Raw genomic sequence first — 20,550 nt, 5'->3', positions numbered from 1 at the left:
TGGTCTTCATTCGAACGGTTGGCGATCCCCACCCCCGAAGCTGTATCGCCAGACTCGGCCAAGATGCTACGGCTGATCGCTCGAACTGACGATAGCGGCGCCGGATTCTTCACAATCAGTGCACGACACAACCGTGTTATGTAGGATAAATCACAGCTTTCGTTCGTCCAAGCGGGGCAGTGCTCTGGTTCTTGACGCCCACGTGTCCGAGTCGATCGCGTTCAGTAGTCCTGTGATGACGATTCGGGTCTCCTGGTGATTCCTGTCAAGCGGACTTCACCGTGCTCTCGGTAGGCGACGGCGTTTCGCCCCGATTGTTTGGCCGCGTAGAGCAACACATCCGCGCCGAGGATTTTCTCTTCCGTTCCGGACGTGGCGGCTTCCTCGGTCGTCGCGTCGTACGTCAATCCGATACTCACCGTTATAAGCAGTCCACGCGCCACTCGCTTCCACGGAAAGTCCGCTATCCGCGACCGAGCACGTTCGCACAGCGAAATCGCCCCCGCTTCGTCGATGCCGGGCAGCACCAGTACGAATTCCTCGCCGCCGTATCGCGCACAGAATCCCCCATTGGGTAGTCCTTCTTGTAGTAATTCGGCGACACGCTGCAACACGCGATCTCCGAGTACGTGTCCGAAGGTGTCGTTCACCTGCTTGAACCAGTCCAGGTCCACCAGAGCTATACCGAGCCCCTCGGGGGTTTCCTGCGGCAGGCTCGCGAGTCGTTCGTCCAGATAGCGACGGTTGTAACCGCCCGTCAGCGTGTCGCGCAGACTCTGCTCCCTGACGCGTGCGTGTTCGCGCCGCAGCCAGTTCACCTCGTGCCGCAGTTGTTCCGGTACCGGAGGGGTTAGCTCGCTGTTCCGTAGATCCAGTGCGGCCCGCAGGTGGTGGTAGGCCTGCTGCCAGCGTCCCCGTGAGGCGAGCAGCTCCGCTATGGCCTCGTGCAGCTCGGCCAGCCCGGCGGCGGTGGCCGAGTCGGTCGCGTAGTGCCTGCCGGTGCTGTGCTCGGTGCACGGGAGGTCGTGCAGCCGGGCCCTGGCGGCTTCCTCCCGCCAGGTCTCCGACCTGGCAATGCCATCGCGAAGTCCGGACATCGCACTCACCTCCCGTAGTGGTGTCGTCCGGTGAGCCACCGGGCTTGAGTCAGTTCCGCTCAACCGGAACCGAATTCGCTCAACCGGCGTACCGCGTCACCGGCGTGTCCGGGCAACGCGTCCGCTCGATCCTTCGGCCTCCGCCCTGTCGCTCCGGCCGAGGGGTCGATCCCCGTCTCGATCCCCGCCTCGGGCCACTACCGGTCCTACGTCGCCGCACCCCATTCAACCCGGTTTCAAGTAATCACGCATAGTGGCATTACGAAAACTCAGCGTTGTTTATTCCCGGGGTGCTGTTAGCGCTCTGTCGGCTCGTGTAGGGCCCGCTCGGGTGGGGGGCATCGGTTTCACCGGGGGGCAGTGCCTTATTACCCGGGACAGGGCGCGAAGCCGTACCAACGGCCGTCGATCGCTACCAGGTGCTGCGAACCGAGCTGCCTACCCACCACGACCCCGCCGCGGCGCACCGTGATCTCCACACCCACGACCCAGACCCGCCCGACGGGATGCCGCCCGGCCACCGTGAACTCCTCGTCGGGGCGCAGCGTCCCGAGCGCGGGCTCCGCCGTGATGGTCATTCCGTCCAGCGAGCAGCGCTGATCCCGATAGTCGGGGTGCTGGGTACGGCGCAGGAAGGTCCGTTGTGCGTCCGGGCCATGCCGTGCCGCCGTGTTGTTGGTGTGGAAGTAGGCCGTGACCGAGCGAACGGCTCCCGATTCCGGTGAGGGTGGAGCGGGCGCGGGGCTGTCCGAGAGCAGGCAGCCCAACAGCAGCACCAGCAGCGGCGGAGCCATGAGCGCCCGCGAGCGAAGCGGGGAGGGAATCATCCTCCACTGTGGTCCAGATCGGCACCCACCGGGACGGAGTTGTCCTCCGGATCGTCCAACCAGCCCTCCGGCAGTGCCACCTTGCCCGGCGATCCCTGCCTGCCTCGCGGCCCCTCCGCCTCGGCGGGGAAGGGGACGTCCGGATCGAGCTCGTCCAGCATCTCCGCCAGCTCGCCGAGTGTGGACACGACACCCAGCCTGCGGCGCAGTTCCGAACCGACCGGAAAGCCCATGAAGTACCACGACATGTGCTTGCGCAGGTCGCGCATGGCCTTTTCCTCACCCATGAGTTCGGCCAGCAGGCAGGCGTGGCGGTACACGATGCCGCGGATCTCGCCGAGATCCGGCGGCTCCGGAATCGGTTCACCCCGCAGCTCGGCGTGCAGCTCCCGGAACAACCACGGTCGGCCCAGGCAGCCGCGCCCGACCACGACACCGTCGCAACCGGTGCTGTCCATCATCCGCCGGGCGTCCGAGGCCGTGAAGATGTCACCGTTGCCCAGCACCGGAATGCTCCGCACGGTTTCCTTCAGGCGGGCGATCCGTTCCCAGTCGGCCGTTCCCGAGTAACGCTGCGCGGCTGTGCGGCCGTGCAGCGCGACAGCGGACGCCCCCGCTTCCTCGGCGATGCGACCCGCGTCGAGGTAGGTGGTGTGCTCGTCGTCGATTCCCACCCGGAACTTGGCCGTGACCGGAACTCCCGCCGGTTCGGCCGCCCGCACCGCGGACGAGATGATCTCCTCGAACAGCCTGCGCTTGTAGGGCAGCGCAGCCCCACCACCTTTGCGGGTGACTTTCGCGACGGGGCATCCCCAATTCGTGTCTATGTGATCGGCCCAACCCTCGCCGACGACGATCTTGACCGCCTCGGCCATGGTCGCCGGATCCACACCGTAGAGCTGCATCGAACGCGGGTGCTCACCCTCGTCGAAGCTCATCATCCGCAGCGTCTTGGCGTTGCGTTCCACGACCGCGCGGGCGGTGATCATCTCGCAGACGTAGAGCGAGTCGCGACTGCCGTACTCCCGGCACAGCTTCCGGAAGGCCAGGTTCGTGATGCCCGCCATCGGAGCGAGCACCACGGGTGGATCGACCGCGTACGGTCCGATCCGGAGTGGTTCGGTGGCTGGGGCGAGCGACATGCCTCCATTGTCGGTGCTCGTTCCCGCCGATCAGTACCGGGCGGACGCAGGCCTCTCAGAAGGGCACGCTCAGGCAGGCGAGTCGGTCCCCGGCCTCGCCCGCCACGCCGGGCGCCGTGCGGGTGCGGTGCTCGTGGATCACCACCGACGAGGCGTCGCCCCGGTGCGGGTTCCATTTCCCGAAGGCGCCGCTCACCGCGTTACCGGCCGCGTCGGTGCGGAAGTCCAGCCAGATCTCGTTGCTCGGGTTGGCGTAGGTCGGATCACCGGACACGCCCTCCGGTGCGGGTACCCGCTGGAAGTGCGGCCCCGCGTCGGAACCCTCGTCCCCGCACGGGCTGGTGTGCACGTGAGCGCCGTAGGTGCGGTTCGGCCGCAACCCCTCGAGGACAGCGGCCACGGACGTGCCTTTGCCCGGCGAGCTCTCGGCGAAGACCCCTATCCGCGCGCCCGGCGGTACCAGCTCGGGCGCGTAGGTGACGGCCGTCGCTGATTCCTGATAACCGGTGAAAACTCCCCGCGCCACCGTCCGGTTGTGACCCTCGTCCGAGGAGTCCGCCTGCGCGGTGGCGGGAACCGCGAGGACCAGGGCCGTCACGGCCAGCACGACGCTCGATACGGATCGCATGTGTCCGGTTCTACGTGGTGCGCGGCCCTCAGCGGTGGATGATCGCCGGAAAGAGTGAAACGGCGTGTCCGGTGGTGAGTGTGACGAGGATCGTCATCATCGCGGGCGCGTACCGGTGCGTAGGCGCGCTACGTTGATCGAATGACTGATTCGGGGCGCGATCGGACCTGGTTGGTCGCGATCGCCACCGCGATGTGGGGGACGGACGCGCTGTGGCGGATGCCGCTGGCGACCAGTTTACCGAGCACCACGGTGGTGCTGTGCGAACATCTGATCGTCACGGTGCTGCTGGCGCCGCTGCTGCCGAGGGCGTGGCGGGCGTTCGCCCGGTGCGGCGGCAAGCAGCGGGCGGCGGCGCTGGTGGTCGGCGCGGGTACCTCCGCGCTGGCCACGCTGATGTTCACCGCCGCCTTCGGATACGGCGATCCGGTGACTCCCGTGGTGCTGCAGAAACTGCAACCGGTGTTCGCCGCGGTGGCCTCGTTCCTGCTGTTGCGGGAGGGCTTCCGCCGTGGCTACCTCGCCTTCGCCGTTCCCGCGCTGGCAGGCGCCTGGCTGCTGGCGTTTCCGGATCCGACGCAGGTGAGTGTCTCCCGGCTGATGCCCGCGTTGCTGGCGCTGGGAGCGGCGGCGCTGTGGGCCGCGGGGACCGTGCTGGGGAGGATGTTGAGCAGGGAGCTGGCTCCGATGGAGGTGACCACGCTGCGATACTCGGTGGGGCTGCCCACCGTGGCGCTGGTGCTGCTGCTGCGCGACGGTTCGATCACCGAGGGGCTGTCGAACATCGGTGGGGCGCTGGCCGTGGGGTGGGCGAACCTCGGAGGACTGCTGCTGCTCGCGCTGATTCCCGGTCTGCTGGCGCTGAGCCTGTACTACCTGGGACTGCGCACCACGCCCGCGGCGCGGGCCACCTTGGCGGAGCTGTCGTTTCCGGCGACCGCCGCCATCGTCGGTGTCGGTGTGCTGGGTGAGAACCTCACCGTCACCCAGTGGGTCGGTTTCGTGCTGCTCGTCGTGATGATCACCGCGCTGGGCTGGAACGAACGCGCCGGTAGCCGGAAGGTCGTCCAACCGGAAGCCGCACTCGTGCGGGGCTGAACCGACACGCCGGGCGGGTGGTCGGCCCGCCCGGCGATGTACTAGATCAACGGCTGCCTGTAAGGTGTAGCTCGCGGGCCGTTAGCTCAATGGGCAGAGCAGTGGACTTTTAATCCACGGGTTCAGGGTTCGAGTCCCTGGCGGCCCACCAGAAGGCCAGGTCAGCAAGTTTCGCCACTGACCGAGCAAGATCACGAGTGCACTTTAGGTGCACAAAACTCGTGAACTAGTTATCGATGGCCCGTTCCAGCGCATCAGCCGCGCCACCGCTGCCAGCCTGGCGCCCCATGTACACGTCCTGAGTCAGCGACGGCCGCGCGTGCCCCAGCTGATCGGCCACCACCCGCGCCGACAAGCCCGCTTCGTCCAGGATCGTGGCCGCCGTCTTCCGGAACACGTGCGAAGTCACCCAGGCGAACTCTTCGGCACCACGTGCCTTGCGCAGATCTCGCCGGGTATTCGACGGATCGCGCAAGCCACCCAGACTGTCCGGGAAGACAGGTTCCTCCCGGTCGCCCCGCTCGTTCTCGCGCCGTCGAAGCATCTCCACCGCCCAGGAGGGGAGCGGCAAGGTCCGTTCCCCGGAATTGGACTTGGTCGACTTCCTGACCAGTCCCTCGCCCTTGACCCGGACCACCGTGAAGTTCACCGAGATCAAACCGGCTTCACAGTCCACCTCGGGCCAGCACACGGCCAGCGCCTCACCGATCCGTACACCGGTGGCCAGCATGCAGCGAACGAGATCGGGAATGTCCCTACCGCTTGCCGCCTCGTCCGATTCAAGGGCGGCCCCTGCCGGGACCGCCGAACGTGAACGGTGAACGCGCATCCGTGCGCCCTGGCATCGTGGCGACCCCTCCCTCATCCGCCGTTGGCGGATGGCGGTCAATCCGGTGAGTCAAGAGAGTCGATCGGCTCCCATCGACACGATGCGGTGAGCACGGGGTCAGGCACTCTTGACTAACCGGCTTGCCCGCTGAGGCGGCTTGGTGTCGGATGAGGAGGGGTCTGGCGGGGCGCACTCCACCGCCATCAACGGTTCACCCCGTGGGGCACATCCGGGGCACACGCCACCGATCAGCGACGACAAACGACGACAACCAACCGGCACCACACGGCACGCTCACCAGCGACGCACGCCGGAAGCCCGAGGCAGCGAAGCCAACCGGAACGCCCTCCGGAGGCGAGTCTCTACGAGTCCCAAGCGTACGGGTCTCTCATGCCGTAGGGTCCCGATATTCAGGACGCGTGCACAGCGGAGGAAGGCCATGTGTCACCGTCGGCGAAGTGTTGGCCCCAGTAGAACGGGTTGAGTTCCCGGAGAGTCCGCACGTTCCAGCCGGACGCGGCTTCCAGATCCGCCACGCCCACCTGAACATCCGGTCCCCACAGCGCGAGGCGTTCTTGGCAGATCCCACAGGGCGCGAGGACCGAGAAGCCCCTGCCACCCTCCCATCTACTGACGCACACCGAAGCGGTAATCGAGGCACCAAGTGTGTAGGCCTGGCAGATCGCCCCGGTCTCCGCGCACAACGTGGCCGCGGCGTTGAGGTTATCGAGACACACACTGGTGAGGATCCGACCATCCTGCAGGTAAACCGCCGCAGCCGCTGTTCGAGCCCGATGATCCATCTGACTGACAGCCGCATCCACGAGATGTTGGTCCAAGTTCATCCAGCCAGTCTGAACGCGTGGAGTGCGAGCGAGGCCAATGCGGGGCGTTCGAAGCTGAACCGTAACCTGAAGAGAGGGACGTCGCGCCCAAAAAAGGTACGGGGCCGCTGCTGAATTTGCCCCACTTTACCCCCACGAATCAACGGCAAACGTCCACTGCTCCGCCATGTAACAAGTCCCCGTCTACGCGCTCCGTCCCAGCACACACCAAGGACTGACCGACGGCAGACGATGCGAGGCCTCATCCCATAAAGCGGGTGTCGCAGAGGCACAGCCGATCCGTGCCGGTCGATGCCAGACTTGACAGAACTCTGTCTTTCGCGTGGACGCTGTGTCATCGTGTGCTTACGTGACTGATGATCGCCGGAGCGAACCGCTCGCAGCGAAGACCCCGTTCCCCGTCGAGCTGGACGAACGCCTGCGTGACCAGCTGACCTTCTTGATCGAGGTTGACCACCTCAAAGCGATCCTTCGCCGATCCCCGCTCGTGGCCACTGAACGACGCGAGAACGACGCCGAGCACTCCTGGCACCTGGCCATGATGGTGGTCCTGCTGGCCGAGTACTCCGACGAGCCCATCGACACCGGGCACACCGTGCGACTGGTGCTCGTTCACGATCTCGTCGAGATCTACGCCGGTGACACACCGCTGTACGCGGCCGACGGCAGGGACGAGCAGTACGAGCGCGAAGCTCGCGCGGCCACCGAGTTGTTCGGCTTGTTGCCCGAGGACCAGGCTTCGCGGCTTCGCACGCTGTGGGACGAGTTCGAAGAACGCGACACGCCCGAGGCCCGCTTCGCCAAGGCCATGGACCGTTTCCAGCCGCTCCTGCTCAACTGGATGGCTCGCGGTGGTACCTGGCGTACGCCCGGTACCACCGCCGACGACGTCCGCAGGCGGAAAGCCGTGATCGGCGACGGCTCGACGTATCTCTGGGAAGTGGGGCAGCGCCTCATCGCCGAAGGAGAATCGCGGCTGGGCCCGCCCCGGACAATCCGCCGAGTGATCTTGTCGGAGCGGCCTGGTGTGTCCACACATCCGACTGGGGTTATTCGTTCGACGCTCTGATCACTGTTTTCCTTGACGAGACCCCAAAGGGGTTAACCCTTTGGTATCCCTTTCTCGGTTAGGTGTGGAGCAATGTCGGGCGAAATTCGTCTGCGTGTCGGAGGCGGCGTGGAGCTCACGATGTCGCGGGAGCGTGCGATGGAGGTGATGAGCACTTTGAGCAGTCAGCTGGACATTCATCCTGCGAACGACGAGGTCGACAGCAGACACGTGCTGCCCGATGACCATCGACTGTGGAGCTATCATGCCCTGCGGGAGGATGATCGTTACTACCCCAAGTGGGACGTCGATGCTGATAGCGCCGTTGCCGAAGCCTTTTACCAGCCCGTCAGCGGCAAGGCGAAAGTGTTTCTGGACCTGCTGATCGATCATCCGGGACAACTGCTCAGTGTGGACGAAATTTGTCACCTCGCCGGTGAAGACGTTTTCTCCGGGTCACGCTCGATCGCCGGGTCGATCAACGGGCTCAACCACTCCTGCGAGCTAACCGGTCGAAATTACCCGTTCTACTGGTGGGGAGGCGACAAGACGAAGTACACGGATTACGCGATGAAATCGCGTGTAGCCGACCTGTTCCGTCATGCGCGGGCCAATATCGACCAGTAACGACAGCTGACGTCGTCTGCTCCCGGAACTGGTTACCTCAAGCAACGGGCGTGTTGGCTGAAAGCCCTGCCATCCGTCGTGCTTCGAATCGGCCAGCACGCTCATCCGGCTCGTCGCCGCGGTTCATCGGGAATGCCGGCTCATCAGGGACGCGCGACCGGAGCCGATGCCGCTCCCTCAGCGCGCGTCGCCGTCGTTGTAGTGCGGTTCCCGGGATTCCTGGTAGGTGCGGCGGTAGGCGTTGGGGCTGGTGTGAGCGTCGCGAGCGAGTCGCGTGCGCAGATTGGCGGCGGTGCCCAGTCCGACGCTGCGGGCGATGTCGGCCACCGTGCGGTCGGTGTGCTCCAGCAGTCTGCGGGCCTGGTGGATGCGCTGAGCTGTCAGCCACCGCAAGGGGGTGGTGCCGGTTTGAGCTCGGAAGTGCCGGGCGAAAGTGCGGGGTGCGTACCCGGCGTGCCGGGCAAGGTCGGCCACGGTCAGTCGCTGGTCCAGATGCTCGCGCGCCCAGGCGCAGGTCTCGGCCAGGGTGTCCCCGCTGGGAGGCAGTGGCCGGTCCAGCAGCTGGGCCTGGCCGCCACGGCGGTGGGGAGGAACGACCATGCGGCGAGCGATGTCGGTGGCAGCGTCGGCCCCGTGGTCCCGGCGTACGAGATGCAGGCACAGGTCGATCCCGGCGGCCATTCCGGCGCTGGTGGCGATGTCGTCGTGGTCTATGTAGAGCACGTCCGGGTCGACCTGGATCCGTGGGTAACGCTGGGAGAGCTCTTCGGTGTAGTACCAGTGGGTGGTCGCGGATCGCTGGTCGAGCAGGCCGGTGGGAGCCAGGGCGAACGCGCCGGTACAGATCGAGACCATTCGCGCGCCCCGCTCGGCCGCGTCGTGCAGCGCCGTGAGCACTTCTCGCGCGGGAACGTCCCGCGGATCGAAGCCGGGAACGATCACCGTGTCTGCTTCGGCCAGTGATGTGAGCCCCCTCCCGGCGTGGACGGGGACTCCCCCGGTGCCGGGCACCGGGCCAGGGGTGGCGGCACACACCGTGGTGGTGTAGCGGTGCGGCTGGCTGCCGAAGACCTCCAGCGGAATCGCCAGATCGAACAGCACGACCTCGGGTAGTGCGAGCACACTGATCTGATGCATCGGCAGCATTCTTGCGCATCTCGTCGTTTCTGCCACTCACGCTACACGTGAGCGTCACGGCAGGGTCGGGACGTACGTATCGGTGGCGTCGACCGGATCGATGACCACCCACGGCCCAGTAACCCACCCGACGGAACGCGCCGCTTCCCGCATCCGGGGAAGCGGCGTGCGGAGGACGCTCACCATGCACGTCATCGCCGGTATTCGCATTCCCGACAGCACGCTCACCCGTGAGGCGCACGCACTGGCCGCGCGGCACAGCCCCGAGTTTCTGCTGCGTCACTGCGAACGCACCTACGTCTTCGGTCGGCTGGCTACCGCGGCGGCGGGACTCCGGGTACGTGAAGAGCTCGCCTACGCCGCGGCGCTGCTGCACGATCTGGGGCTGACCGAGCATCACGGGGGACGGCGGCGGTTCGAGGTCGAGGGCGCCGAAGCCGCGTACGACTGGGCGAGATCCAGCGGCCTGGCGGACGAGGAGGCACGCGCGATCTGGGATGCCATCGCGCTGCACACGTCGATGGGCATCGCGGACCACAAGTCGCCGGAATGCGCCCTGGTGCACTGGGGTGCGGGAACCGACATCGACGGCAGCGGACTCGACCGGCTCGACCCCGCGCGGGTCGACGAGGTTCTCACCGCGTTCCCACGGGACGGGTTCGCCGACCGGATGACCGACACCGTCGAGGCAGCCGCTCGCCGCGCTCCCACCGCCTACGCGCTGACCTGGCTCGCCGAGACCGCTGACCGCTATCACGACACCGCGCTTCCGACCTCCGAGGACATGCTCGGACGCGATCCGTTTTCCTCCTGAGAGGCCCGCGTGGCTTCGAGCGACCGATTCCGCGACCGCACCGCATCGGAGACCGCGCCGAGAGCACGGGAATTCGAGTCACACCGTGGGATCCGGTCGGTTCAACCAGCCACAGTCACACTTCGCTCGGAACGGAGCTGACTCGTTGGCGAGGACCGTTCGGGCGCCGTGTCCCGCGCCCTCGGTGCTCGCCGCGTGCCTGCTGTCGATCGGTGTGGCCGACGGCGCGACGGCGACATCCGCCCAGCAGCGCTCCGAAGGCTCCGCTCGAAGTCCGCAGCTGGACATCACCAAGACCGTGAACCCGAACCCGATGACCGTGGGCGCGGAAGCGGAGTACGTGATCACCGTGACGAACAGCGGTGACACCGACGCCGCTGACGTGGTCGTCACCGACCAACTCGACTCCGCCGTCCAACCGGGAGACCTGCCCGCTGACTGTTCGGCCGACGGTCGAACAGTGACCTGCGGCGGCGAGGGAACCACCGTACCCGCGGGTGAATCCGTCCGGTTCACCGTGCCGGTGACGACGAGTTCCGATCTCGCGGACGGTACCAACATCGCCAACTCGGCCACAGTGGACTCCTCCACACCGGGTGCCTCCGGGGACAGCACACGGCTCGTGTCCCAGGCGCGGACCCTGACGAACGTGGCGATCACCAAGGACGGGCCCGCCACGGTCTCGCCCGACGGGACGATCACCTACACGCTGACCACGACCAATCAGGGGCCCTCCGACGCCGTGGACGTCACGTTGCAGGACGCGACGAACGGCCAGCTCACCACGATCGAGTCCGCCTCGTCGGTGTGCGATTCGGGCGGGTTGACCGTGACCTGCCCGCTGGGAACCCCCGAACCGGGGCAGAGCGAGGTCGTGACCATCACGCTGCGCGTGAACCCCGACGTGCCGGTGGGCACGGTGATCCCCAACTGCGCGGAGATGTACACGGGGACGCGGCGGACCACCACGGAGGACGACCGCTCCTGCGTGGAGACGAACGTTACGCCGACGGATCCCACTGATCCACCGACCGACCCCACAGAGCCGACCGATCATCCGGAAAAGCCGAAACCCCCGAAGCCGGACCCCGGTGACCTGCCGACCGCTCCCGAACCGACCTCGAACGACGGCCACCTGCCCGTTACCGGATAGGCGAGCACACCAAGCGAGGGGCGGGACGACGCGGGGGCGGGAAGCCAGCGTTTCCCGCTCTCGCTCCGAGTCGCGTGGCACCTGACCGAGTGCCGCACACCAGAGTCCCACCGCGCGACGCACGTTCGACGTGCCCAGTACGATCGATCCGACCGGCAGTGTCACGACCGCGCGGTTCACGAGTCGCTTCGGGTCGGTGGAACCGCGAGAGCCGGTTGCCCGAATGACTCCGTCGCTGCCGTCGTGCACGGCCTTCTTCCCACTTCCGGGAGCCGATTGGGCCACTCGAACCGGGCCGGTCCCGCGGCGCTCCATCCGATGTCTAGCCGCGCCCACGGCGAGTTTTCGGAACATCACGTTTCGTATCTGGATCATCCACTGGGTGAGATGACGTTAAAGTCACTCTTTGAGGTGAGAACTCGTTGTTCGATCGGACAACGAGAAGGTCGAAATCATGTGACATCGCACGAATACGCCGTTGCGAATACCACTTACTATCCTTCGAACACTTACCGCGAACACATGCCGACCTCGATCCGCGACCACTGTCGGTGATCCGCTTCGGCGGAGCGCATGTGTCGTCCCGGCTGAAGGAGTATCAGTGTTTGAGATCAGTCCAGTGGTACTGACGACCTTCGCCGCGTATCTGGTCGTCATGCTCGTGATCGGAGTGTGGGTGTACAGCCGCACCAACACTCTCGCCGACTTCGCGCTCGGCGGTCGAAACCTCAACGCGCCGACCGCGGCACTGTCGGCGCAGGCCAGCGATATGTCCGGGTGGTTGCTGCTCGGACTCCCGGGAGCTGTCTACGCCCAGGGCGTCGGGGCCACCTGGATCGCGATAGGCCTGGCCCTCGGTACGTACCTCAACTGGCTGTTCGTGGCTCCCCGGCTGCGCACCTACACCGAGCGGGCCAACAACGCCGTCAGCCTGTCGGCCTACCTCGAATCGCGGTTCGAGGACCGCAGCCGTTCGCTCCGGCTGGTCTCCGCGCTGGTGATCGTGGTGTTCTTCACCGTCTACGTGGCCAGCGGTCTCGTCGCCGGGGGAGTGCTGTTCGAGGACGTCTTCGGCGTGGACTCGACGACGGCGATCTCCATTTCGGTGGCGGTCATCGTGATGTACGCCTTCCTCGGTGGGTTCCTCGCGGTGAGCTTCACCGACGTGGTGCAGGGGACGATGATGTTCCTGGCCCTGGTGGTGCTCCCGCTGATCGGTATAGCCCTGCTGGGTGGTTTCGGCGGCCTCGGCGGGGCGCTCACCGAGCAGTCCCCGGCGTTGTTGGACATGGGCCAGGAGGCGAGCTTCACCGACGGGAGCTGGTCGAGCGGAAGCGGCCTGAGCTTCGTCGCGATCGTGTCACTGCTGGCCTGGGGACCGGGCTACTTCGGGCAGCCGCACATCCTGGCGCGGTTCATGGGAATCCGCAGTGCGCGGCACATTCCCGTCGCCCGCCGGATCAGCACCACCTGGGTGCTGGTCACCCTCCTCGGTGCCTCGATGGTCGGCCTGGTCGGTATCGGCGTGCTCGACCAGCCGCTGGACGATCCGGAGCAGGTGTTCATCGCGCTGGCACAGCAGCTGCTCAACCCGTGGGTCGCCGGCATCCTGCTCGCCGCGGTGCTGGCAGCGGTCATGTCCACCGCCGACAGTCAGCTGCTCGTCGCCTCCACCGCGCTGACCGAGGACTTCTACCGTGCCTTCGTGCACAAGGCCGCCTCGGAGCGGCTGCTGGTGTGGGTCGGGCGTGCCACCGTGGTCCTGGTGGCGCTCGTGGCCTACGTGATCGCACTCGGCGGCGGAGCCGTGCTGGACATCGTCTCCTACGCGTGGGCCGGCTTCGGCTCCGCGTTCGGCCCGGTAATCCTGCTCTCGCTGTTCTGGTCCCGCATGACCTGGACCGGGGCTCTCGGCGGTGTCGTCGGTGGTGCGGTCACCGTGCTGGTCTGGAAGAACGTGGACGCGCTCAGCGGCACCGGGGTCTACGAGATGATCCCGGGCTGGATCGTGGCCCTGCTGGCGATCGTGGCGTGCAACGGTCTCGGCAAGCGTCCCGAGCGTGACTGGTCCGGGGACATGGTCGAACCGGTCGAAGGCGCCGAACCGGCCAAGTCCTGAGCCTCGCTGCTTCGCGGCACGGAGGGGCGGTGCATGCCGGGTGCACCGCCCCTCGTGTGTCGCCGCCTCGTGCGCCGTCCTCCACCCGGCGATTTCGCGAGAAATCGACGCCCACCTCCGTCGGGTCGCCCCGTCGGAGCGGCGATTTCGCGGGAAATTTACGCGGCTTCCTTGAAATCCCCGAGCCCACTGTTGTTGTCCGTCGGGATCAGGGAATCGGTGCAGGTTCGCCGTTCGCGGCGTGCACCCTCGTTGTTCTCCGCTCCCGGCGGTCGGTGGCCACTCCCACCAGCGCGGTCAGCAGTGCCATCCCGGCCAGGGCCGCTCCGATCCAGCTCGGTGCGAGGTAGCCGTGTCCGGTGCTGATCCCCAGACCGGCCAGCCAGGCCAGGCTGCGTTCGATGACCCATCGGTGGCGGCCGAGCGTGTGGCGGGGTTCGATGCCGGTGCGAGCGATGCGCGGGACGATGTTTCGCTGTCGGAGCCAGGTGCGCAGTGTGTCGTCGTCGTAGCCTTTGTCGGCGTGCAGTTTGGCAGGCTTACTCCGCCGTGACCCTCGGCGGGAGCGCACCCGTGGTATGGCCTTGACCAGGGGTTCATCCCGTTGCTGTCATGGGTGTTGGCTGCCGAGACCGCTACCGCCAGCGGGAGACCGGCCTGATCGGACAGCAGGTGGATCTTCGAGCCGGACTTGCCTCGGTCGAGGAGGGCTGGGTCCGGTCATCGATCCCCCTTTTTTCGCGCGCACCGTGGCCGCATCGACCACCGCACGAGCCCACTCGATCTTGCCCTGGGCACCGAGCTCGTCCAGCACGGCCTGGTGCGATCGGCGCCACAGTCCGGCCTCGGTCCATTGCTGAAACCGGCGGTGTGCCGTGGGCAGCGTGACATCGAATGACGGCGGCAGGTCGCGCCAGGAACATCCGCTGGTGAGGACGTAGACAATCGCCGTGAACACCACCCGATCATCCGTTCCGAGTCGTCCCACCACCCTGCGGACGCTGCGCGAAGCCCGGAATCAACGGGCGAACCAAATCCCACAACTCATCCGGTACCAACCGCTGCGACAACCGATCCACGATCACCCACGATCATGCCAAACTATGACCACCCAGATGAGACACGGTCTTAAAGCTAGGCCGGAAGAGCACGAGGATATCGCCAGTTCCTGACTAAAATTTGTCGAAGCTCTGCCACTGCACACACTCAGGACGCTTGCCATTGGAGGCAAATTCAAGCAGTGCGTTCCTGATGTCACTCAGAGGCAGAGCAGCGGAGCGAGGGAAGTAGTGAGGAGTACCTCCGTCAGTGAGAAGCTCTACCTCAGGCTCAGCCTCTGAGTTGTGAGTGACGTAGGGACCTGTGTCCTCTACTGTGATACCTATCCAGCGGATAGCTCCGTATCCTGCCTCAGGATCGACAGCTAGGGTCACTTCGTGGGGGGGGGGGGGGGGTAGCCAGTCCTCATCTACCTCATCAGGACCGATGAAAGTTTCAGTGACGTAGAGGCGTGACTCCCATGAGGAGTGGTCAGTATAGAGAAGCTGCTCAATGAGTGCCTCTGCCTGCTCTGCACTCTGAAACTCCTTGTTAGCGATGGAGGCATTCAGGATCATGAGTCTGCTACTCCTCGGATGGTAGTTGGCTCAGTGGAGTCAGGCTCCCAGACGTTGAGAGCGTACCCCTTCGGCAGGATGGCCCGGATAGCTCTGCGACAACCGTAGGGAGCAAAGAGCATGGGTGATTTCCTATCGCACATATCGTTGTTAATCACGATGGAGGCTGAGGAAGCTCAGCACCTTGCTGAGAAGGAGAAGGAACAGGAGGACTAGAGCCCTCCTTGAAACATCGCCCTCGCTTGCTCCAAGACCTGCTTGAGTTGCTGCTCTGCTGCCATTGCTTCCTTGAGTGAGGCTGTCAGTCCGTTGTATGCCTGAGCTGCTTGCTCATAGGCAGGTACGCCATTGAGGGACTGAAGCGGAGCCTCCAGTTCCTCATAGCGCTGGAGCGCATATCCAGCAGCATTACCGTCAAGCTGCTCAATCGCCATGTTCAGGGCAGCAATGATTTCCTGCATGTCAGCCATTGAGGCTCTCCTCATCGTAGTAGCTTCCCAGAGCTGAGACACAGCTCTTGAAGTCTTCTTCCGGTATCCTCACTCCCTCAGGAGTGAGAGCTTCACTGATGATGAACTGAGCTACTTGAGCCCACTGATCACAGCTCAGAGATTGGTCCTCTTGCGAGGCCTCTCGATCCTGTTCCGCTCCCTGTGTGCTTTCCATCTGGTCAGCCATAGTCTGATCACGCTGTCTCCCTCTAGAGTCTTCTCAGACCAGCAAGGACCGCTTCCAGCAGTTGAGTAGTGACAGTGCTGGAACTAGTTCCCCGAGCTATCTGAGAGACTTCCTGTCTCATGGTGGGAATCTGGTCAGAGCGCTTCGGATGGATCTCTCTCTGTAGCACTACTGATCGGTATTCAGTTTGCTTCAATGCCTTCCCGTTGCTCGGTTGTGGAGGGACAGCCCCTAACGGAGGATCGGGGTCTGGAGCGTGTCGGGGGTTGCTCGTCTCCGCTAAGGGCCATCCTGTAAGTAGTTTCGTCGCTACTGGCAGTACCCGATAGGCTTGAGCCGTTCACAACGGTTCACAGGAGCAGCGATGGCAGTAGGTGCAGACCTCCGAGCCATGCGGGAGGCAGCAGGACTGAGCCTCAACCGGATGGCTTCAAAGACGCACTTCACTAAGTCATACCTGTCCATGATCGAGACAGGGAAGCGCTCCATCGTTGCTGAGGTAGTCACTGCCTACGAGCAGGCTCTAAGTAAGCCCCTGAGTCCTACTCAGAGCGATCCTGTGAGGCTGGCGCATGAAGTGGCTGGTCTCTGCCTCTCCGATGCTCGTACAGACGCACTCAGGGCGAAGGGTAGGTAGCTCCCTGGCAACAGAGCTTGAGTCTCGCGTAGTGGAGCTCAGGCACCTTGACGACACTGTGAGCAGTGAGGAGCTGTCTCCGGTCATCAGCAAGGAGCTAGCGGAGACTGAGAGCCTAGTTCGCACTGCGAGCTTCACAGAGCCTGTAGGACGGAGGCTCTTCACAGCGGTAGGCGAGTTGTCGCAGCTCGCCGGGTGGGTGGCCAGTGATGCCGGTCAGTACCGGCAGGCTCAGAACTTCTACCTCTCCGGAGTAGCAGCAGCCAATGAGGCTCAAGACAGGGTGCTTGGAGCACAGCTCCTGTCGAGCCTGAGCTACCAGATAGCCAACGTCGGTAACCCTGCTGATGCTGCTCTCCTAGCACGGACTGCTGTCCAGGGAGCACAGGAAGCGACTCCCGTTGTGCGGACTCTCCTCCTGGAGCGTGTTGCTTGGGCCTCAGCGAAGACAGGAGATGCTGAGGCCACCTGGAGAGTCCTAGATCAGGTTGACGACTCCTATGAGCAGCGAGGCTCAGTAGAGCCTGAGTGGGTTTATTGGCTCAACAGAGCCGAAATTGACGTTATGGCAGGACGCTGCATGATCGAGCTAGGCAAGCCTCAGGAGGCTGAGCCTCTGCTCTCAGCAGCTATAGCCACTTACCCACCTGAGCACGCACGAGAGGTAGCCCTGTACCGCTCCTGGCTGGCTGAGTCCTACGCACGAGCAGGAGACTTCGACGCTGCCAGGGAAGCTCTGGAGCAGGCACGCTCCTACGGCTCTGAGATGCCCTCCGTCCGGAGCAATACCCGCTTTGAGGTAGTAGAGCGGCTACTTTCCTGTTGATTAAGGTCAGTCAGCACTCAGCCAGCACAGGATCAAGTAAGAGCAGGAAAGTCCGGTGACTGCCAAGCACAGTCACCGGGCTTTCATGGTGTTTGACCTGCAAGTTTGTAGCTTGTGACCAGGTGTGACAAAAGCACCTGTCTTACAGGTCTAGGTTCCGCGCGAAATCGACGACGGCTTCGCGCGCGTGCGCGCGGTCGGAACTCACCCGCACGACTCGCGCTGCGTAAGCCCGGCAGGGCCGCCAACGTGCCCAGCGATTCCCCGAGAAACCGCCAACCGGCGCCCCGCCTGCCGGACACCGAGGCGCACGGCGGGAGAAGCTACGGGGGTATGTCCCCCTGGCCGCGACCGTGTCGAAGACACCGGTCACAGGTCGGTGGGGTGGGGAATCCACGTGCGGGCACTACTCCGCACTCGCCGGGGTTACAGCGGTAGGAGCCGCTGCTCTCGTGCCACGCGCTCCCAAGATTGCCGAACCGGGCGACCGTCGCCGGGTGTCGTGGCACTCGTCTCCCGGCCCGCTCTGACCGGGGTAGTCGCGGTCGCGAACCGCGCCCCGGGCTTACCCCGTCCTTCGGCCTGCCGGGAACGGCTGAAGCGGGAGCGTATACGTGCTACGCTGGCATCTGCTTTTTTCATATCTTGGCGGAATGAAATATAGCACGGTCGGCCCCCGGTGATCCGGGGGCCTTCTCGTAGCGCTACCGGTTCGCCACGCTCGGTGATGTTTCGTCGCTTGTGGCCGGTGACCTCGCGGGCCCGGCGATTTCGCGAGAAATCGACGGCGACGGGTTCCGGGATGCTCGGTCGGCTTTCCGTGCCTGGCCGCTTCGCGAACCGAAACCGATCAGGAACCCCGGCCGTGCCGCTCCTCGGCGAGCACCGCCCAGACCTGCATGTCGTGGCGCCTGCCGTTGAGGGGAAACAAACTGCGCAGCGTGCCTTCGTGGGTCATCCCCAGCCGTTTCGCCACCGCGATGCTGCGGTGGTTCTCGGTCGAGACGCGGTACTCCACCCGTGCCATGCCGCGAATCCGCACAGCCCAGTCGATCAGGTGCTCACAGGTCCGAGTGATCAATCCGTTGCCCTGCGCGGATTCGGAGAGCCAGACCCCCAGTTCGCAGCAACCGCTGTGGGTGTCGAACACCCGGAACAGCGCACCGCCGACGAGCTCCTCCCCGCGCCAGATCCCCATGATCCGACCGGAGTCGTCTGCCTGCTTGTCCGCGTATTTCCGCAGGAACCGCCGTGCCGACTCCTCGTCGAGGACGATGCCCGCCCAGGGCAGCCAGGGTTCCAGGTGCTTTCGGTTGGCATCGGTGAACTCGGCGAACTCCGCCGCTTGCCAGGGCTCCAACGGCCGTAACTCGGCGTCGGCACCCAACGGTTGAGCGAACACGGCGGCTCCTCTCGAACGACTATCCGTGACCTTCCTACCGGTACGCGCAACCGGATTTCCGGAAACCGCGTGAGTCCGGGCCGCGCTATCGTCAGTCCGCCGCGGCTCCGTCGAGCTGCTCCACGGTGGCGATCGACGGGTTCTCGGTGCGCCGCAGCCGCTCGGCCACGTTCTCCGCCTCGCGCAGCGCGCGCAGCGGGTTGTGCCAGGTGAGCTTGGCCAGCTCCGCCTCGGACCAGTTCCGCTCCAGCAGCTCGGCGAGCAGGTTGGGATATCCGGCGACGTCGTCGAGCCCCCTGGTGGTGAACGGGGTGCCGTCGAAGTCACCACCGAGTCCGATGTGGTCTATTCCCGCGAGTTCGCGCATGTGGTCCAGATGATCGGCCACATTGGACACTGTCGCCACGGGGCGTGGATTGTCCCGCTCGAACTCGGTGCGTGCCCGGTGGCCCGCTTCGGTGCCGTCCAGCTGATGCAGCCCCAGCCCGGTCAGGTGTGCGTCGGCCGCCCTGTCCCACTCGGCCGCCTCCGGCAGCACGAACTTCGGTACGAAGGTCGCCATCGCCACACCGCCGTTGTCGGGCAGCGCCCGCAGCACGTCGTCCGGCACGTTGCGCGGATGGTCGCAGACCGCCCGCGCGTTGGAGTGCGAGAAGATCACCGGAGCGCGGCTGACCCGCAGCGCGTCCCGCATGGTCCCGGCCGAGGTGTGCGAGAGGTCTACCAGCATGCCCAGCCGGTTCATCTCCCGTACCACCGCCTCGCCGAAACGGGTGAGACCACCGGCGGCGGGTTCGTCGGTCGCCGAGTCCGCCCAGGCAACGTTGTCGTTGTGCGTGAGGGTCATGTAGCGCACGCCCAGCTCGTACAGCGCGCGCAGCGTGCCCATCGAGCAGTTGATCGAGTGACCGCCCTCGGCACCCATGAGGGAGGCGAGTCCCCCCGATTCGCGGCAGCGCTCCACGTCCGCGGCCGAGTAGGCGGGGATCAGCCGATCCGAGTACCGCTCGGTCAGCCCGCGCACGCAGTCGATCTGCTCCAGGGTGGCCGAGACCGCGGCGTCGCCGGTGAGGTCCGTGCGCACGTAGACCGACCAGAACTGCGCGCCCACACCGCCGGAGCGCAGCCGGGCCAGATCGGTGTGCAGCACCGCCGACTGGTCCGTCGCGATGTCGGCGCGGTCGGTGTCGTAGCCGACCGCCTCGCGAAGCGCCCAGGGCAGGTCGTTGTGGCCGTCGAACACGGGGTGCTCGTGCAGTAGCCGCGCGGCACGCCGCCGCGACTCGGACTCGGTGGGATCGGTCAAGGGGTCCGCCTTCTTCTCGTCGAGTTGTGTCGCTCGATGCCGGGGCCTGCCCGGTGCCGTCCGGCTGGGACGTTTCACCGGTGGGGCCGTGCTCGGAGTTCGCTCCGGCCTCGAAGTGTGCCGGACAGCTGATCGACGTGTTTCGGGCGTTCCACCGGCGCGCGCGACGGGAGCGGCGGAACACCGCGCGTACCTCGAAAACCCGAGCACGCGCCGTGGGAGTCAAACACCCGGCTGAAAATCCGCGTCACGCGCCGAGGCCGCGTCCCAATCCGTCGGACGCCCCTTCCCAGCGAGATCGACTCCGGCTAGCATGCTGCTGCCCGAACGGGTGATCCGCACTGCAACGGACAGGGGAGGCCGCCCATGACCGAGCAGCCCATGAGTGAGCCGCCCGTGAGTGAGCCGCAGGGCTCCGGAGCGCGAGCGCGCTTCGGAACCGACCGCTCACCGTGGAACCTGCTGCTGCTCGTCCCGCTGCTGATGCTCGTAACTCCACTGTGGAACCACGACGAGCCCAGGCTGTTCGGGCTGCCGATGTTCTACTGGTCGCAGTTCCTGTTCGTACCACTCGGCGTGGTGTGCGTGGGACTGGTCGTCCGCGCCGCGAACCGCAGGGAGAGCGCGGTGACTGAGCACGCCGCCGACGGCAACGAGGGGAAGCACTGACCGATGCTTTCCCTCGTGTCGTCCACTGGTGTGACTCGCTCGGTGCGGCAGC

19 protein-coding genes, 1 tRNA gene and 2 pseudogenes are annotated in these 20,550 nt (G+C 65.5%); 9 read left to right on the top strand and 13 right to left on the bottom strand.

Features of this window, described 5'->3' with window-relative positions; translation table 11 throughout:
- Window positions 1-221 precede the first annotated feature (221 nt).
- The 4 genes from BM394_RS09970 to BM394_RS09955 all read right to left on the bottom strand — a co-directional run bounded on the left by BM394_RS09970 (window position 222) and on the right by BM394_RS09955 (window position 3,694).
- Window positions 222-1,097 (bottom strand): GGDEF domain-containing protein, encoded by an 876-nt coding sequence (locus BM394_RS09970; protein WP_092977025.1) that lies wholly within the window; start codon window positions 1,095-1,097, stop codon window positions 222-224.
- 368 nt (window positions 1,098-1,465) lie between these two features.
- Window positions 1,466-1,891 carry a hypothetical protein gene (locus BM394_RS09965; protein ID WP_092977022.1) on the bottom strand — a complete coding sequence of 142 codons (426 nt, stop codon included), beginning with the start codon at window positions 1,889-1,891 and terminating at the stop codon, window positions 1,466-1,468.
- A gap of 29 nt (window positions 1,892-1,920) precedes the next feature.
- Window positions 1,921-3,066: a tRNA dihydrouridine synthase DusB gene (dusB, locus tag BM394_RS09960; RefSeq protein ID WP_092977019.1), complete on the bottom strand. Its 1,146-nt coding sequence runs from the start codon at window positions 3,064-3,066 to the stop codon at window positions 1,921-1,923.
- Between the two features lie 55 nt (window positions 3,067-3,121).
- Complete coding sequence (locus BM394_RS09955) at window positions 3,122-3,694, bottom strand: superoxide dismutase family protein (protein ID WP_092977016.1); 573 nt, start codon at window positions 3,692-3,694, stop codon at window positions 3,122-3,124.
- 141 nt (window positions 3,695-3,835) lie between these two features.
- Here BM394_RS09955 and BM394_RS09950 point away from each other — a divergent pair, with 141 nt between their 5' ends.
- The gene (locus tag BM394_RS09950) at window positions 3,836-4,792 is read left to right on the top strand and encodes a DMT family transporter (protein ID WP_092977013.1); all 957 of its coding nucleotides are present in this window, start codon (window positions 3,836-3,838) and stop codon (window positions 4,790-4,792) included.
- 75 nt (window positions 4,793-4,867) lie between these two features.
- Window positions 4,868-4,943 (top strand) — tRNA-Lys (locus BM394_RS09945).
- A 75-nt stretch (window positions 4,944-5,018) separates the two neighbouring features.
- Here the strand turns inward: BM394_RS09945 and BM394_RS09940 are convergent.
- Window positions 5,019-5,522 carry a site-specific integrase gene (locus BM394_RS09940; RefSeq protein ID WP_217643428.1) on the bottom strand — a complete coding sequence of 168 codons (504 nt, stop codon included), beginning with the start codon at window positions 5,520-5,522 and terminating at the stop codon, window positions 5,019-5,021.
- Window positions 5,523-6,031: 509 nt separating this feature from the next.
- On the bottom strand, window positions 6,032-6,466 hold the full coding sequence (locus BM394_RS09935) for a cytidine deaminase (protein ID WP_092977007.1): 435 nt from the start codon (window positions 6,464-6,466) through the stop codon (window positions 6,032-6,034).
- A 349-nt stretch (window positions 6,467-6,815) separates the two neighbouring features.
- Between BM394_RS09935 and BM394_RS09930 the strand changes: the two genes are divergently transcribed.
- Together BM394_RS09930 and BM394_RS09925 are read left to right on the top strand one after the other, a co-directional pair.
- Window positions 6,816-7,535, top strand: coding sequence for an HD domain-containing protein (locus BM394_RS09930; protein WP_139235188.1), 720 nt, complete (start codon window positions 6,816-6,818; stop codon window positions 7,533-7,535).
- A gap of 72 nt (window positions 7,536-7,607) precedes the next feature.
- Complete coding sequence (locus BM394_RS09925; RefSeq protein WP_092977004.1) at window positions 7,608-8,141, top strand: DUF6416 domain-containing protein; 534 nt, start codon at window positions 7,608-7,610, stop codon at window positions 8,139-8,141.
- Window positions 8,142-8,318: 177 nt separating this feature from the next.
- Here BM394_RS09925 and BM394_RS09920 read toward each other — a convergent pair whose 3' ends face one another.
- Window positions 8,319-9,278 (bottom strand): GlxA family transcriptional regulator, encoded by a 960-nt coding sequence (locus BM394_RS09920; protein WP_175530039.1) that lies wholly within the window; start codon window positions 9,276-9,278, stop codon window positions 8,319-8,321.
- Between the two features lie 166 nt (window positions 9,279-9,444).
- Here BM394_RS09920 and BM394_RS09915 point away from each other — a divergent pair, with 166 nt between their 5' ends.
- The 3 genes from BM394_RS09915 to putP all read left to right on the top strand — a co-directional run bounded on the left by BM394_RS09915 (window position 9,445) and on the right by putP (window position 13,364).
- Window positions 9,445-10,092 carry an HD domain-containing protein gene (locus tag BM394_RS09915; protein ID WP_175530038.1) on the top strand — a complete coding sequence of 216 codons (648 nt, stop codon included), beginning with the start codon at window positions 9,445-9,447 and terminating at the stop codon, window positions 10,090-10,092.
- Window positions 10,093-10,237: 145 nt separating this feature from the next.
- Entirely contained in the window at window positions 10,238-11,245 is a 1,008-nt protein-coding gene (locus BM394_RS09910) for a DUF7507 domain-containing protein (protein ID WP_139235187.1), read from the top strand.
- 601 nt (window positions 11,246-11,846) lie between these two features.
- Window positions 11,847-13,364 (top strand): sodium/proline symporter PutP, encoded by a 1,518-nt coding sequence (putP, locus tag BM394_RS09905; RefSeq protein WP_092976995.1) that lies wholly within the window; start codon window positions 11,847-11,849, stop codon window positions 13,362-13,364.
- A gap of 373 nt (window positions 13,365-13,737) precedes the next feature.
- On the opposite strand, the pseudogene BM394_RS23690 reads toward putP, so the two are convergent.
- From BM394_RS23690 to BM394_RS09885, 4 genes and pseudogenes are all read right to left on the bottom strand, one after another.
- Window positions 13,738-14,446: pseudogene (locus BM394_RS23690) on the bottom strand (IS5 family transposase); the annotation flags it as partial.
- Window positions 14,447-14,536: 90 nt separating this feature from the next.
- Window positions 14,537-14,980, bottom strand: coding sequence for an Imm1 family immunity protein (locus BM394_RS09895; protein WP_092976992.1), 444 nt, complete (start codon window positions 14,978-14,980; stop codon window positions 14,537-14,539).
- Window positions 14,977-15,138 carry a DddA-like double-stranded DNA deaminase toxin gene (locus BM394_RS09890; protein ID WP_139235186.1) on the bottom strand — a complete coding sequence of 54 codons (162 nt, stop codon included), beginning with the start codon at window positions 15,136-15,138 and terminating at the stop codon, window positions 14,977-14,979. The genes BM394_RS09895 and BM394_RS09890 overlap by 4 nt, the downstream gene beginning before the upstream one ends.
- 54 nt (window positions 15,139-15,192) lie before the next feature.
- Window positions 15,193-15,450 (bottom strand): hypothetical protein, encoded by a 258-nt coding sequence (locus BM394_RS09885; protein WP_092976986.1) that lies wholly within the window; start codon window positions 15,448-15,450, stop codon window positions 15,193-15,195.
- A gap of 572 nt (window positions 15,451-16,022) precedes the next feature.
- Here BM394_RS09885 and BM394_RS09875 point away from each other — a divergent pair.
- Window positions 16,023-17,121 (top strand): annotated as a pseudogene (locus tag BM394_RS09875) (helix-turn-helix domain-containing protein).
- Between the two features lie 850 nt (window positions 17,122-17,971).
- Here the strand turns inward: BM394_RS09875 and BM394_RS09870 are convergent.
- Together BM394_RS09870 and BM394_RS09865 are read right to left on the bottom strand one after the other, a co-directional pair.
- On the bottom strand, window positions 17,972-18,523 hold the full coding sequence (locus BM394_RS09870; protein ID WP_092976980.1) for a GNAT family N-acetyltransferase: 552 nt from the start codon (window positions 18,521-18,523) through the stop codon (window positions 17,972-17,974).
- A 91-nt stretch (window positions 18,524-18,614) separates the two neighbouring features.
- Window positions 18,615-19,829, bottom strand: coding sequence for a dipeptidase (locus BM394_RS09865; RefSeq protein ID WP_092976977.1), 1,215 nt, complete (start codon window positions 19,827-19,829; stop codon window positions 18,615-18,617).
- A 381-nt stretch (window positions 19,830-20,210) separates the two neighbouring features.
- Between BM394_RS09865 and BM394_RS09860 the strand changes: the two genes are divergently transcribed.
- Window positions 20,211-20,498, top strand: coding sequence for a DUF3311 domain-containing protein (locus BM394_RS09860; protein WP_207227711.1), 288 nt, complete (start codon window positions 20,211-20,213; stop codon window positions 20,496-20,498).
- The last annotated feature ends 52 nt before the right edge of the window (window positions 20,499-20,550 follow it).

The organism is Actinopolyspora lacussalsi subsp. righensis (assembly GCF_900116555.1).
Taxonomy (GTDB): Bacteria; Actinomycetota; Actinomycetes; order Mycobacteriales; family Pseudonocardiaceae; genus Actinopolyspora; species Actinopolyspora lacussalsi.
Note: the sequence above shows the minus strand (reverse complement) of the source record. Positions and strands in the feature narration are given on the sequence as shown.

What these genes read in the sequence shown, in the direction of transcription:
- BM394_RS09970 (WP_092977025.1), bottom strand. Translation starts at nt 1,097, where the DNA reads ATGTCCGGACTTCGCGATGGCATTGCCAGGTCGGAGACCTGGCGGGAG.
- BM394_RS09965 (WP_092977022.1), bottom strand. Translation starts at nt 1,891, where the DNA reads ATGGCTCCGCCGCTGCTGGTGCTGCTGTTGGGCTGCCTGCTCTCGGAC.
- dusB (WP_092977019.1), bottom strand. Translation starts at nt 3,066, where the DNA reads ATGTCGCTCGCCCCAGCCACCGAACCACTCCGGATCGGACCGTACGCG.
- BM394_RS09955 (WP_092977016.1), bottom strand. Translation starts at nt 3,694, where the DNA reads ATGCGATCCGTATCGAGCGTCGTGCTGGCCGTGACGGCCCTGGTCCTC.
- BM394_RS09950 (WP_092977013.1), top strand. Translation starts at nt 3,836, where the DNA reads ATGACTGATTCGGGGCGCGATCGGACCTGGTTGGTCGCGATCGCCACC.
- BM394_RS09940 (WP_217643428.1), bottom strand. Translation starts at nt 5,522, where the DNA reads ATGCTGGCCACCGGTGTACGGATCGGTGAGGCGCTGGCCGTGTGCTGG.
- BM394_RS09935 (WP_092977007.1), bottom strand. Translation starts at nt 6,466, where the DNA reads ATGAACTTGGACCAACATCTCGTGGATGCGGCTGTCAGTCAGATGGAT.
- BM394_RS09925 (WP_092977004.1), top strand. Translation starts at nt 7,608, where the DNA reads ATGTCGGGCGAAATTCGTCTGCGTGTCGGAGGCGGCGTGGAGCTCACG.
- BM394_RS09920 (WP_175530039.1), bottom strand. Translation starts at nt 9,278, where the DNA reads ATGCATCAGATCAGTGTGCTCGCACTACCCGAGGTCGTGCTGTTCGAT.
- BM394_RS09895 (WP_092976992.1), bottom strand. Translation starts at nt 14,980, where the DNA reads ATGATCCTGAATGCCTCCATCGCTAACAAGGAGTTTCAGAGTGCAGAG.
- BM394_RS09885 (WP_092976986.1), bottom strand. Translation starts at nt 15,450, where the DNA reads ATGGCTGACATGCAGGAAATCATTGCTGCCCTGAACATGGCGATTGAG.
- BM394_RS09860 (WP_207227711.1), top strand. Translation starts at nt 20,211, where the DNA reads ATGAGTGAGCCGCCCGTGAGTGAGCCGCAGGGCTCCGGAGCGCGAGCG.